Here is a 13205-nt window from a genome sequence, read left to right as displayed (position 1 = left end):
CTCGTCAAAGGCGACCGCTTCGCTTCTTCAGATTCAAACCCTTACCCTCCGCTACCCACCGCAGCCAAAAAGAATTTCCCCCAGCCCATAAGGTGGGGGAGGTAAGAACTGCCTGGCGATAGCTTCGCCCTATCGCCGCGAACTTCTCGTCGGGCATGCATGCCGGCGAAATTAATGCTCTGTACCGTTCTCTGTCAGGGTGACAGCGTTTGGTGGATAGCAATCTTTTAGCAGGCGACAATCTAGTCATCGTTAAGGTCTTGTGTCAGCCCAGTGGTAGTAGCTCTATGCTGTTCAATCGTTTATCGCTATGTGACCGGTATACAAGTTAGCGTAGTCAACGGCTGCATGCATTCGCTCGCGTATATCCGCGCAGCGAAGGCACTTCATGCCCAGCATTCCCTTTTTTAAATGGGGTGACTTTATGGAAACGGCGGTCAGCAGCGGAGCGTTCCATTTGAATCTGAAGAAGCGCTAGCGTTCGCCTTTGCAGTGGGATTCTTACATCGGAATGTTTTATATATCCAGGAATCCCACTGCAACAGCGATCGGAAGATCAAATGGAACGCGCAGCGTTCTCTGAACCCTCCGTGCTCCATAACTCACCCAATATGAAATGGCAGGAGCCCTGATGATGATTCAAAAAATATTGTATCTCCGCAATTTTGCTAGCAAGGTGAACGGGGACTCATACAATTTACAGGAAGTCGGTTTGGGCAAAGCACTCGTTCGAAAAGGCTATGATTGCGATATTGTTTACTACAACGATCGTAAGGAAACCCATCTGGAACAGGTCTACCGTCACGAAGGATGCACCCTGCGTATTATCTGGCTCCACGGGTTTAAGTTCTTAAGCAACAGCATCTACAGAGATGTTCTCAAAGATTCTTTTCTGGATGCTTATGGTCTGGTCATTACTACAGAATACAACCAGATCATGACCTATCTGCTTTCCCGCAAATGCCCTGATAAGCTGGCGTTGTATCACGGCCCATACCGGGATAACACGCACGCGCTGATCCGCAAACTGTACGATATTATGCTGCTGCCGAAGGTAGCAAAATCTCTACGCCGTACCTATGTCAAATCCGATCTTGCCAAGTGCTATTTGGAGAAAAAAGGTTTTGACAACGTGGTTACGATTGGGGTCGGACTGGATCGCAGTAAAGTAGAGAGAGCATTCGACAGTGACACCAGTAACACCAGTAACAACAGTGAAGACATAAGCGGAGAACGTGAGGAAAACCGTGAGGTCGCGAATGAGCTGCGTCGAATCGGAGATCGTCCGGTGCTACTGTATGTTGGTGTACTGGAGGAACGGAGAAATATACGTTTTATGCTGAGTACGTTCAAAAGGGTACTCCAAAAGCATCCTAGCTGCCTTTTGTTAATGGTCGGGAATGGACGGAAGACGGACACAGACCGCTATTGGACATATGCTCATGAACTGGGAATAACGGACAGTATTATACATTTTTCAAGAGTGGAGCAACGTCATCTGTGGCAGGTTTATGGAGCGGCGGATGTGATGCTGTTTCCGACCCAATACGATATTTTTGGTATGGTGCTGCTGGAAAGCATGCTGTTTCGCGTCCCGATTATCTCTTCGGTAAACGGGGGCTCGATTACCTTGATTGAGGACGGAGTGAGCGGAGTCATGCTGAGAAGCTTTTCAGAAGAGGAATGGTCTGGTCGGATAGGCGCTTTGCTGGATAATGCTGAGCTGAGACGAAGTATGGCGGAGAAGGCCTTCCTTACGGTCGAGCGTATGTCGTGGGATCGCATTGCGGATGAAATAGTAAGCCATCAAGGGATCAAGCCCGGGAATTCTAACCACGTTATGCAATCAACGCAGGAAAGAGGGGCAGCCACGTGAGCCAACAGGTCAGCAGACAGATGAACCCTCCTGTAAGCAAGGTGCTGATCATCCATAACTTTTATCAGCAAAGCGGGGGAGAAGACAAGGTTGTCGAGCAAGAATCGGCTATGCTGCGTTCCAGAGGAATAGAGACAGAGCATTACTATGTGCACAACGACAGCATTCAAAGCAGAGGGCTAGCGAACATGGCAAAGCTGGCAGTAGAGGCGGCATGGTCCCTGCCGGAATTCAAAAGAATTAAGAAGCTGCTTTTACAGGTGAAGCCGGATGTGGTGCATGTGCATAATTTTTTCCCAGTTATATCTCCTTCGGTCTATCATGCTTGTGAACGGCTGGGGATTCCGGTTGTCCAGACACTGCATAATTACAGGCTGATTTGTCCGGCGGCAACCTTTATGCGAGGGAATAAGGTTTGTGAAAAATGTCTGCACGGCACGCTGCTGCACTCCATCCGTCATGGATGCTATCGAGGTTCACAGCTTCAGACGATTCCGGTGGCGGCGATGATTAAGTTCAACGATCTGATCGGCACATGGCAGCACAAGGTAAGTCGCTATATTGCGCTGACGGAGTTTGCACGGGGCAAATTTGCCGAAAGCGGTATTCCGCTGGATCGTATCGCGGTAAAGCCGAATTTTATCCATCATAAAAAAGTGAAAACCCAGTATGACCCGAATGATCGTTATTTGTTGTTCGTGGGGCGGATTTCTGCTGAAAAAGGGGTTCGCAATCTGCTGCAAGCCTGGTCACAGTTGGAAGATCGGGGGGGATTTAGACTGGTCATCATTGGGGATGGTCCGGAAAAGGCTGAATTGGCCGCTGCTTATCCGCAGGAAGATGTTCGGTTTCTCGGTAAGCAGGATGGAGACACGGTACTGGATTGCATGAGCCGGGCCATGTATGTCATGGTACCTTCCATTTGGTATGAAGGATTTCCCATGACCATTGTAGAGTCTTTTTCTGTTGGAACCCCGGTATTATGCAGCCGGCTCGGCGCACTGGAGGAAGTCGTGGAGGACGGGGTGACGGGTTTCCATTTTCAACATGATGATTTGGAAAATATAAAGACTGTGATTCGCTGTGCAGTAGCTTATGAAAACTATGCAGCTATGAGACAGAAGGTGTCGGAAAACTACGCTGCACGCTATACGGAAGAAGTGAATGTGAAGCAGCTGATGGCGATATATAGCGAGGCGATGGAGGAGCGTGATTATGAAGCAGCTGCCCCAATATAGAGTCGGAAGGATTGCGGATGCAGATATTGCAGCACTTACGTTTCAGGAGACGGTACACATGCTGGAACAATGGGCAGTCGAACGAAAGGACGGCTATGTTTGTATTTGCAACACGCATTCCATTGTCACAGCCGGGAATCATTCCGAGTTCCACGAAGCGCTCACTCAAGCCGATTTGTGTACTCCGGATGGTATGCCGTTGGTATGGGCGCTTAAGCTGTACGGATTTGAGCGTCAGGATCGGGTAGATGGTCCCAGTCTGATGCTCAAGTTGTGCGAACGTGCGCCACAGACGAAGGTGAGTATATATTTTTACGGCAGTACGCCGGATACGCTGGATAGCTTAAAAGAAAGAGTAGAACAGGATTACCCCGGAATCCGCATCGCGGGCAGCTTTTCACCACCATTTCGTGAGCTTCACCCAGATGAGGAGGAGCGGATCATTGATGAAATCAATGCGTCCGGCGCGCATATCATATTCGTCAGCTTAGGCTGCCCGAAGCAGGAAATATGGATGCATCGAAACAAAGACCGCATTCATGGCGTGATGATTGGAGTAGGGGCGGCCTTTGACTATATCACTGGAAAGGTTCGTAGACCGCCACTAGCGATACAAAAGCTGGGGCTGGAGTGGCTGTACCGTCTGATCTGTGAACCGAAGCGATTATGGAAGAGGTATGCCTATAACAATCCGATGTATGTATACCGTTTTCTAAAATCTTATCGGCAAAACAAACGGCTTACGCTTTATCATAATCGGCTTGCAGGAAGAGATATAGAGAAGTGAAGTCGGTAAAAGCAGGATGCAATGAGACAGCATGTAAAAGGGGGAGTTGCTTTGAAGCTATGTGTAATTGGTGCAGGGTATGTCGGGCTGGTGTCGGGGGTCTGTTTTGCCGCACTCGGGAATACCGTCGTCTGTGTAGATCAGAATGAGGACAAAATTCATCAGCTGCGTGCAGGTGGGGTGCCGATTTATGAACCGGGATTAAAGGCTCTAATTAAAGATAATGTAGAACAAGGCCGACTAAGCTTTACAACAGATACGGCTGCTTCGGTGGAGGCAGCCGAAATTGTTATTTTGGCGGTCGGTACACCTTCGCTGCCAGGCGGAGAAGCGAACCTGTCCTATATTGAAGAAGCCGCCTGCGAGGTGGCAGACGCCATGAATGGCTACAAAGTAATTGTCACCAAAAGCACGGTGCCTGTCGGAACGAACGAACGTATTCAAAATTGGATTGCGAGCCGCACAAACTATCCTTTTGGTGTGGCTTCGGTTCCTGAATTTTTACGCGAAGGTTCAGCAGTCATAGACACCCTTCAGCCAGATCGAATCATCATCGGAGCTTCCGATCCGCATGTGTCCACTGTGCTGACTACACTGCACGAACCGTTGACGACAAATATCGTAACCACGGATATCCGTTCGGCGGAGATGATCAAGTACGCGTCGAATGCTTTTTTGGCGACCAAAATTTCGTTTATTAATGAGATTGCAAATATTTGTGAAAAGGTGGGCGCAGACGTTACACGCGTGGCACACGGTATGGGGCTGGATCAGCGGATCGGTTCCTCCTTTTTGTCTGCTGGTATTGGCTATGGGGGTTCCTGTTTTCCCAAGGATACACAAGCTCTGATCCAAATTGCTGGCAACGTGGACTATGAATTCAAGCTGCTGAAATCTGTGGTAGAAGTGAATCAGGGGCAACGTTTTAACGTGATTCGTAAGCTAAAAGAGGCGCTGGGTGATCTGGAAGGAGCCACGATTGGCATATGGGGGCTGGCCTTTAAACCGAATACAGATGACGTAAGAGATGCCCCGGCGCTGGATATCATGCAGTCGCTGCTGGAGGCAGGGGCGCAAATTCGTGCATATGACCCGATCGCTACCGCTAACTTCCGCCGACTGCTGGACAGCTCGGAAGTAACGTGGGCAGATAGCGCACGAGAAGCGGCAGAGGGATGTGACGCACTGTGTCTATTGACGGAATGGGAAGAGTTTGGTGATATCGGGTTGGGTGAGCTGAATGAGCTTATGAAGTATCCAATTATGATTGACGGACGCAATGTGTACAGCGAGGAGCAAATCAGACAATCCGCCTTTGCATACTATTCTGTCGGCAGGCCACAGATGAACAATCTGGATGTAGATCGTCATCAGTCTGTAGTAAATCCGTAAAGGGGAGGCTGCATATGAAACGATGGCTGAAGATGACATTGGGGGCTGCGGCGTTATTGGTCGTAGGGGCTACTGCCTACACCGCTTATGTGTATCATTCCTTTAAAACAGCGGCGAATGCGATGTATCATCCGCGCAGCATCGTGCAGCCTGGGGCGGTTTCTACCCTTGCAACGGGCGGAGCAGGGCGATCCGTAGATACAGACTCTGGATCAAGTACACCCAATCCGGCAGCCATCTCCCAGTTCAAGCCGTTCACCGTGCTGGTACTGGGCGTAGATCGGCGGTCTCACGATCCAGGACGATCGGATACGATGATCGTCTTGTCTGTTAACCCTGCCGAAGGCTCTATGTTGATGTTCAACATCCCACGTGATACGCGAACAGAGTTGATCGGCAGGGGGCGTGAGGACAAAATCAATCACGCTTTTGCTTTTGGGGGCGTGGATATGTCGATCCGTACGGTAGAGCATTTTTTGAACCATCCGATAGATTACTATGTACAGATGAACATGGAAGGGTTTGCGAAAATGGTGGACCTTGTGGGGGGAGTCGAGGTTCATAACCCACTTGATTTTCAATATGAGGGCCATCATTTTGCGCAGGGTAATTTGAACTTGAACGGGGCTGAGGCGTTGGCCTACGCCCGTATGCGTTTTGATGATCCACGTGGGGATCTCGGAAGAAATGCTCGCCAACGGGAGCTACTCAAGCAAATTCTTGCCCAGTCCATCAGCAAGGAAGGGCTGTTGAGGGTAAAACCGATACTGGAGGCAGCGGGGGAGCAGATTCGCACAGACATTACCTTTGACGATATGACCACCTTCCTGACCCGGATCGGTCCGTCCCTCAAGCAGATGGATACCGTTGAGCTGAAGGGACATGGGCGTAAAATCAACGGTGTGTATTATTACATTGTGGATGAGCAGGAACGCCAGCGTATCCATGGAGTGCTGGAGAAGCACATGCTTACCGAGGCCATATCGCCTTAGGTAAGCCTTATGTAGACGGGTGCCCTATTGGGAGGTCACCCGTTATTTTCTTATAAAGTCTTCTAAAAAAGGCTTGTCCCACATACATCTGTAGAGAATTCGGTATAGTCCAACAGAGGGAGGGGCAATGTGTGCTGTTTAGAAGGAGAGCGGCTTCGGCGTTCGTCCGTAAGCTATTATATTTTGCAATCATATGTGGATTGTTATGGCTGCTGTGGCTGGGTCTGCATGGGGTGATGTCTACAGGCGAGGGCGATCAAGCGGTAGAAGCACTGAACGAGTTCTACACTATGGAGCAATCGGGAAATTTCGGAGGCTCATGGGAGTTTTTTCATTCGCAAATGAAAAAGAAATTCGAGAAGTCCACGTATGTACAGCAGCGTGCGCACGTTTTTATGCAGGATATGGGGACGGATACGTTCACGTTTGAACTGGGGGAGCCGCAGGCTGAATATGACATTCGTACCGATCAGAATGGAGAAGAGTTAGGGAAAGTTTACCGTATTACGGTCACTCAGCATTACAAGACCCGATTCGGCAACTTTGATATCGTACAGCCTTGTTATGTGACGCAGGAAGATGAGAAGTGGCGGGTGCTTTGGATATATAAGGACAAGGAATAGAGGTTGCGTGGTGTTTCTAAAAGGTTAAATATGGTACAATACTTCCAAAACCGGAAATGTACAGTAAAATGGATCACAGCTTCACTCCGGATGGAAGGAGTTTCAAAGCATGCAGCAAGCGACAGGACAGGTTCCCGTCATACGTATGGAGGGTGTGAGTAAAATCATTTCCTCAAAAGCGATCGTGGATGATCTGACGCTGGAGGTTCCGGCGGGGCAGGTATTTGGTTTCCTTGGACCCAATGGTGCGGGAAAAACGACCACCATCCGTATGATGGTTGGCCTGATTTCGATCAGCAAGGGCGATATTCATATTTGTGGAGACAGCATCAATACCGATTTTGAAAAGGCCGTTGCCCATGTCGGCGCGATTGTTGAGAACCCGGAGATGTACAAGTTTTTGACAGGCTATCAAAATTTGCAGCATTTTGCGCGAATGTCTCCTGGCGTGACCCAAGAGCGCGTGGAAGAAGCGATTCGTCTGGTGGGACTCGGAAATCGGATTCACGATAAAGTAAAAACCTACTCGCTCGGGATGCGGCAGCGACTTGGGGTAGCTCAGGCGATTTTGCATCGACCGAAGCTGCTTGTGCTGGACGAGCCGACCAATGGCTTGGACCCGCAGGGTATTCGTGAACTGCGGGATTATTTGCGTCAATTGACCCGTACGGAAGGAATTACTGTATTCGTATCAAGCCATTTGTTGTCCGAGATGGAGCTGATGTGCGACCGTGTAGCTATTATTCAGAGCGGACGGCTGGTTGATATCAAGCAACTGAAGAATACAGGGGAGGAAGTGCAGAAGGCGGAAATTGCTTTTGAGGTAAATGATGCCGAACAAGCTTATGCGCTTGCTGGAGCAGGGCGCGTCGAAGGTAATCAACTGCTGCTTCACCTGGAGCGGGAACAGATTGCAGAGATGAACAGCCTGCTGGCTGCAAATGGCATTAAAGTATATGCGATTCGCCCGGTTGCCCGTACGCTGGAAGATCAATTTTTGGAAGTGACGGGAGGCGGGGTCATTGGGTGATTTCTTCAAGCTGGTACATAACGAAAATCTGAAAATTTACCTGCGTGTGCGCACATGGATTATGCTGGGATTGCTGGCGGTCATCACTGCTGTGATTCCGATGCTGATTTCCCTGGTTTCCGATCAGGTCAGTGTGTGGGATGGGATTGCGTTGACGACGTTGTTTACATTTTTCCTCAATACGACGTTTACGGTCATTGTAGCCGCTGATTCGGTGGCTGGTGAATTTACTTGGGGAACGATTAAGCTGCTGCTCATCCGACCTTGGACTCGCAGCAAAATATTGTTGTCCAAGTATATATCCGTGATTTTGTTCAGTTTGCTCGGAACGATCATTTTGATTTTGATGGTTACGCTGTCCTCATGGCTGATGTTATCCAAGGATGCACCAGCGGGTTCTGTTCCGCTGTTCAGTGATCCGATATCTTACGTAACACTGAACTTCTTGTATAGCTATATCGCCTTATTCGTGACGATGGCCTTTGCTTTTATGCTGTCCGCTGTTTTCCGTTCCAGTGCCTTGGCGATTGGGCTGTCACTGTTCATGATGTTCACCAAAACAGTTTATAACACGATTGGCTTGTTCAGCACAGATCGTTTTGAATGGACCAAATACGTTCTATTTACGCATATGGATCTGAAAAAATATTTAGATATGCCGCCGGGTACGGTAAGTTCCAGTCTAACCTTTTCGCTCACCGTGCTGGCCGCCTATTATGTGATTTTTATCGCCATTGCCTGGGTGGTTTTCGTAAAACGGGATGTTTCGACCTAAATCGAAGTGCCATAGAGTAACACAAAGGACGTTCAAATGCCTAGCATTTGGACGTCCTTTTGTTATCTCATAATTTTGCAAAATCCTCATTTAAGACTATTTTATCCTGTATCTATGTCATTTTTTACTACACATTCTGCGTGCAGGGGTATATTGTAATCTATTTTCAGCAAGAATCAATCAATAGGGTCATTTTGCGTTTAAAGAGGTAGAGAGAAACAGAATAGAGAGGGGCCGCATGATATGCTGCAAAATAATCGTTTTTTTCGTCTGACTACGGGTATTGTCATGCTATTACTCATCATTTACTTGGGCACCAAAGTAAGCTTTATATTCAGTCCTCTCGTATCTTTGGTCAGCTTGCTGGTTGTACCGTTGATGCTATCTTTTTTCCTCTATTATTTATTGAGGCCGATTGTAGATGTAATGGAACGGAGAAAAATCAAACGATCTATCTCCATCTTGCTGATTTATTTGGTCATTGGAGTGTTATTGTTTGTTTTCTCATGGGGTGTGTGGCCTACGCTGCGTGATCAAGTTACCAATTTATTTGAAAATGCGCCGAAGCTCATTAAAAGTCTGGTTGATCAATTGAGCCAATGGCGGCATAATCAATCCTTGAGACAAGTGCTGCCTCCGGGTGAAGACCCGCTGTCACAACTGTCAGATACGTTGAACGAAGCTTTTTCGACACTGTCTGATTATTCGGTAAAGCTGGTATCGTTCGTGTCCTACTTTTTTATTGTATTGGCTACCTTTCCAATATTGCTCTATTACATGCTGAAGGAAGGGAGCAAGTTTGGCCCTAAAATGCTAAACTTCTTTCCAAAAAAATATCACAAGGACGCATTGGAGGTTATGGAAGATATCGATAGTGCACTCAGCAGCTTTATCGTGAGTCGGGTGCTGATTAATGTCGCGTTGGGTGTGATGATGTTTCTTGGATTTTTAATTATTGGCTTGCCTTATGCCTTGCTGCTTGCCGTTATTTCGATTTTTCTTAATTTTATTCCCTATGTGGGGGCAGTGGCTGCTTCTATACCTGTGGTTATTATTGGATTACTCGAATCACCTTCGATGGCACTCTGGTCCCTGGTCGTGGTGATCGCTGCACAGCAAATTCAGGATAATTGGCTGTCACCTATAGTTTTTGGCAAGCAGCTGGATATTCATCCGTTGACTGTCGTTATTTTACTGTTAGTTGGTGGCGACCTGCTCGGGATTCTGGGTATCATTTTGGTGATTCCATTGTATATGTGCGGAAAAATCGTCATACGCAAGGTGTACCAATTATTTTTGGAACGCAGAGTGGAGGATATTATGGAATGAATGGAGAATGCACTGGATTTAAAGGAGTATATACTGACTTTATCCTGCTTCGGATTGCAGAGCGGCTTGGCTATGCTCCTTGTTTTTGCTGAAACTAGATTGGGTTTCGTCGTTTGACTCATCCGTAGAAGTTGACAACTCTACATCCTTTGTTCGGTTCATTTGAATTGTGCCGTCCAGTATACCGCCTTCAGAAATGACCAATGCAGTGGTCGCGGTATTTCCGTACAGTTCACCTGTCGGCGTAATGGTCAGTCGTCCTTCTGTAGTAATGCTGCCAAACACCTTACCGGCAAGAATGACGTCTTGTGCGATGATATCCGAACGTACAACAGCAGATTCTCCAATGACGACAGTACGAGTGCTGCGGATATCGCCCTGAAAATGACCGTCAATCCGAATATTGGCCTCTGCCTCAACTGTACCTTCAAAGCTGGTGCCATTAGCGAGCAGTGTATCCATAGCTGGGGCGGAGAGCTTTTTTTTGGATTCCTTGAACATGATGGTTTTCCCCCAATCTTTTATTGTAAATATTTTCAAAAATCCTCATTGTACATACAGTAATGGATCGACAGGTTGGTTATGCTTGACGATCTGAAAATGAAGATGAGGTCCTGTGCTTCTCCCAGTACTTCCCAGCAGACCGATGGTCTGTCCTTTGTGGACACGATCCCCCGGAGCCACCTGCATGCCGCTCAGGTGCATATACCAGCTCTGGAGTCCGTCAGGATGCTGGATGATGATGCACTTGCCGCGGGCTCCGCTAGAAGCAGCCTCCAAGACGGTGCCAGCTCCTGCTGCATAGACAGGATCACCGGTTTGTCCGGCAATGTCCACGCCTGAATGGAAGGCAGATCTGCCTGTAAAAGGGTCGCTGCGATAGCCGAAGCTGGAGGTCATTCGCCGTGAACCTACAGGCCAAACGGAGGGATTCCCTTGCTCGGCAAGAGCCAGTCTACGAGTCTGGAGTAGCTGTGCGGCTTGTTTGCGCTCCAGATTCTGCTGTACGGCATTTGCTTGCTGAATAGAGCGGGGAACCGTACGTTCCACCGTGTCCAACAGAGATTCGATCTCCTGAAAATCATCCATTGCCTGGCGAGTTAGGAGGGCAGTATTTTCATGCACTGCGATCAGCTCGCCCCCGATATGGCCGGAAGCATCCCAGGAGAGCGGCGTCATGGTCTTTTTATGGTTACTTGTGGCAGATGAGTTTCCGTGTTTACGAATGAATTGCTGCATTTGCTGTTCCAGCTCCGTTACACGCTGGAGGCGTTCACGAATATTGGTGGCTTGATTCGTCAGCTCCATGACTTCCTGCCGTAGTCGCCCAATGGCTGCATCCTTGTCCGCTACCGTGACCTCCATCTGCAAACTCTGGACAGCAAGATTCGTTTCCATTTGGGAGATAATATGGGAAGAATGGATTTGCAGCCCGATCACGAGTGTAGAGATAGACGCGATCACAAGAGTTGGGACGAGAATGACAGCGGCTGTAGAGCATTGTAGCTGCTTGGGCGGTTGCTGTGCATCCCGAATAACAAGCAGGGTCATCCGGCGATTTAGGCTTCCTTTTTTCATAATCGCTCCTTTCCGGACATCGCTCCTATAGTGCTTGGTTACTATCTATTCAGCTTAAGAGGCAAACATGTCAAAAAAATTGGAGCTTAGTATAAAACGTAGATGAGGATTTTGCAAAATCCTGAGATATATAAGGAGGCTTAGACATGCTGTGGTTGCTGTTGGTTTTAATTGTTTTTATTTTTCAGACCGGGACGATCCTGCTCTTTGAATTTCGCAAGCCGTCCAAAGCGGTAGCCTGGCTTTTTATTTTGTTTTGCTTCCCGCTCATTGGCTTTGTCGTGTACTACTTTGTTGCACAGGATTATCAGAAGCGCAAAATGGTTCGAAAAGGGGGATCGCAGCTGTTTCGTGAATTTCGCGAGCGTCTGTGGGCGCAATCCAAGGTGATTGAACATGTGGAGCAAATGCATAATCCTCATTTCAAGCATCAGGAGCGTCTGTTTAACCAGTTAATTCGTATGTCAGAAAACCCGTTGACTGGATGTAATCGCACACGTGTGCTGACGAACGGTGAAGAAACCTTCGAGGCTATGCTGACAGCGATGGAACATGCACAACATCATATCCATGTGGAGTTTTACATATTTCGGGCCGACGAAATCGGAAGAAAGTTTCAAGAGGTCATGATCCGCAAGGCACGTGAGGGAGTAAAGGTACGATTCGTTGTGGACGGTGTAGGAAGCTACCATTTGCCCTATTCCTTTATTCGTACCTGTAGTGAGGCGGGAGTGGAATTTCATTATTTTCTACCTCCGTTTTTCGCCACGTTGGACCGCCGGATTAACTATCGCAATCACAGGAAAATCGTGGTGGTGGACGGCATGATCGGATTTGTGGGAGGGATTAATGTAGGCGACGATTATCTCGGAAAATACCCCAAAGTGGGATTTTGGAGGGATACGCATTTGCAGATTGAAGGAGATAGCGTTTATTTTCTGCAAAATGCATTTCTTAGCGACTGGAAGCTGGCCTCAGGGGAAAGGCTGATGGATGTGAATTTATTTCCTCCACATACCTGCACTGGGGATGAGGAAGTACAGATTTTGAGCAGCGGTCCCGATCAGGTTTGGGATACGATTCAGGAAATGTGTTTTGGAGCGCTCACAGTTGCCAAAAAGCGGATTTGGATTACGACGCCGTATTTTATTCCCGATCTGGGGATTTATGAGGCGCTCAAGCTAGCAGCAGTCAGTGGCGTAGATGTGAAAATTATTATTCCCTACCAATCCGATTCGAAGCTGGTTCATCTGGCGTCTTTATCCTATGTGCAAGAATTGCTGGAGGCAGGGGTGGAGTTCTACCAATATCGAAAAGGATTTATTCACGCCAAAGTGGTGATTGTCGATGATTTACTCGGCTCGGTCGGGACCGCCAATATGGACATGCGCAGCTTTTTCTATAATTTTGAGTTGACCGCTATAGTTTTTGCTAATTCAGCACTGGAACGGCTTTCGGAAGATTTTGTAGAGGACATTTCCAACTCCTCACGCATAGATTTAAACGTGTTCCGCAGACGGCCTCGATCTCAGAAAATAGCTGAAATTCTAACTCGCATGCTCTCTCCACTCCTTTAAAGGCGGTT

Annotated in this window: 12 protein-coding genes; 10 read left to right on the top strand and 2 right to left on the bottom strand. The window is 48.0% G+C overall.

The genetic code is table 11. The features are described from left to right. The first annotated feature begins 634 nt into the window (after window positions 1–634). The 9 genes from BM358_RS05160 (at window position 635) to BM358_RS05120 (ending at window position 10042) form a co-directional block, all read left to right on the top strand. Entirely contained in the window at window positions 635–1876 is a 1242-nt protein-coding gene (locus BM358_RS05160) for a glycosyltransferase family 4 protein (RefSeq protein WP_028543101.1), read from the top strand. Then, complete coding sequence (locus BM358_RS05155; RefSeq protein ID WP_028543100.1) at window positions 1873–3114, top strand: glycosyltransferase family 4 protein; 1242 nt, start codon at window positions 1873–1875, stop codon at window positions 3112–3114. The genes BM358_RS05160 and BM358_RS05155 overlap by 4 nt, the downstream gene beginning before the upstream one ends. Beyond that, window positions 3092–3901, top strand: a complete 810-nt coding sequence (locus BM358_RS05150; protein WP_028543099.1) for a WecB/TagA/CpsF family glycosyltransferase — start codon at window positions 3092–3094, stop codon at window positions 3899–3901. Before BM358_RS05155 ends, BM358_RS05150 begins: the two co-directional genes overlap by 23 nt. A gap of 51 nt (window positions 3902–3952) precedes the next feature. Continuing rightward, window positions 3953–5293 carry a UDP-glucose dehydrogenase family protein gene (locus BM358_RS05145; protein ID WP_028543098.1) on the top strand — a complete coding sequence of 447 codons (1341 nt, stop codon included), beginning with the start codon at window positions 3953–3955 and terminating at the stop codon, window positions 5291–5293. A 14-nt stretch (window positions 5294–5307) separates the two neighbouring features. Beyond that, window positions 5308–6285, top strand: a complete 978-nt coding sequence (locus BM358_RS05140) for an LCP family glycopolymer transferase (protein WP_028543097.1) — start codon at window positions 5308–5310, stop codon at window positions 6283–6285. A gap of 131 nt (window positions 6286–6416) precedes the next feature. Continuing rightward, a complete protein-coding gene (locus tag BM358_RS05135) occupies window positions 6417–6908 on the top strand; it encodes a hypothetical protein (RefSeq protein ID WP_028543096.1) in 492 nt (163 codons plus the stop codon). Between the two features lie 109 nt (window positions 6909–7017). Then, entirely contained in the window at window positions 7018–7938 is a 921-nt protein-coding gene (locus BM358_RS05130) for an ABC transporter ATP-binding protein (RefSeq protein ID WP_023987445.1), read from the top strand. Continuing rightward, complete coding sequence (locus tag BM358_RS05125) at window positions 7931–8713, top strand: ABC transporter permease (RefSeq protein ID WP_023987446.1); 783 nt, start codon at window positions 7931–7933, stop codon at window positions 8711–8713. The genes BM358_RS05130 and BM358_RS05125 overlap by 8 nt, the downstream gene beginning before the upstream one ends. Window positions 8714–8956: 243 nt before the next feature. Further along, complete coding sequence (locus tag BM358_RS05120; protein WP_023987447.1) at window positions 8957–10042, top strand: AI-2E family transporter; 1086 nt, start codon at window positions 8957–8959, stop codon at window positions 10040–10042. A 39-nt stretch (window positions 10043–10081) separates the two neighbouring features. On the opposite strand, the gene BM358_RS05115 is transcribed toward BM358_RS05120, so the two are convergent. Together BM358_RS05115 and BM358_RS05110 are read right to left on the bottom strand one after the other, a co-directional pair. Continuing rightward, window positions 10082–10543, bottom strand: coding sequence for a bactofilin family protein (locus BM358_RS05115; RefSeq protein ID WP_028543095.1), 462 nt, complete (start codon window positions 10541–10543; stop codon window positions 10082–10084). A gap of 45 nt (window positions 10544–10588) precedes the next feature. Next, window positions 10589–11620 (bottom strand): M23 family metallopeptidase, encoded by a 1032-nt coding sequence (locus BM358_RS05110; protein ID WP_028543094.1) that lies wholly within the window; start codon window positions 11618–11620, stop codon window positions 10589–10591. 146 nt (window positions 11621–11766) lie between these two features. Here BM358_RS05110 and cls point away from each other — a divergent pair, with 146 nt between their 5' ends. After that, complete coding sequence (gene cls / locus BM358_RS05105; RefSeq protein ID WP_028543093.1) at window positions 11767–13197, top strand: cardiolipin synthase; 1431 nt, start codon at window positions 11767–11769, stop codon at window positions 13195–13197. Window positions 13198–13205: the final 8 nt, after the last annotated feature.

Origin of the sequence: Paenibacillus sp. cl130 (assembly GCF_900116035.1) — a bacterium.
GTDB lineage: Bacteria > Bacillota > Bacilli > Paenibacillales > Paenibacillaceae > Paenibacillus > Paenibacillus polymyxa_B.
This window is presented reverse-complemented; position numbering and strand designations above follow the sequence as displayed.

Coding starts and splice junctions, on each gene's coding strand:
- BM358_RS05160 (WP_028543101.1), top strand. CDS start 635: ATGATTCAAAAAATATTGTATCTCCGCAATTTTGCTAGCAAGGTGAAC.
- BM358_RS05150 (WP_028543099.1), top strand. CDS start 3,092: ATGAAGCAGCTGCCCCAATATAGAGTCGGAAGGATTGCGGATGCAGAT.
- BM358_RS05140 (WP_028543097.1), top strand. CDS start 5,308: ATGAAACGATGGCTGAAGATGACATTGGGGGCTGCGGCGTTATTGGTC.
- BM358_RS05130 (WP_023987445.1), top strand. CDS start 7,018: ATGCAGCAAGCGACAGGACAGGTTCCCGTCATACGTATGGAGGGTGTG.
- BM358_RS05120 (WP_023987447.1), top strand. CDS start 8,957: ATGCTGCAAAATAATCGTTTTTTTCGTCTGACTACGGGTATTGTCATG.
- BM358_RS05115 (WP_028543095.1), bottom strand. CDS start 10,543: ATGTTCAAGGAATCCAAAAAAAAGCTCTCCGCCCCAGCTATGGATACA.
- BM358_RS05110 (WP_028543094.1), bottom strand. CDS start 11,620: ATGAAAAAAGGAAGCCTAAATCGCCGGATGACCCTGCTTGTTATTCGG.
- cls (WP_028543093.1), top strand. CDS start 11,767: ATGCTGTGGTTGCTGTTGGTTTTAATTGTTTTTATTTTTCAGACCGGG.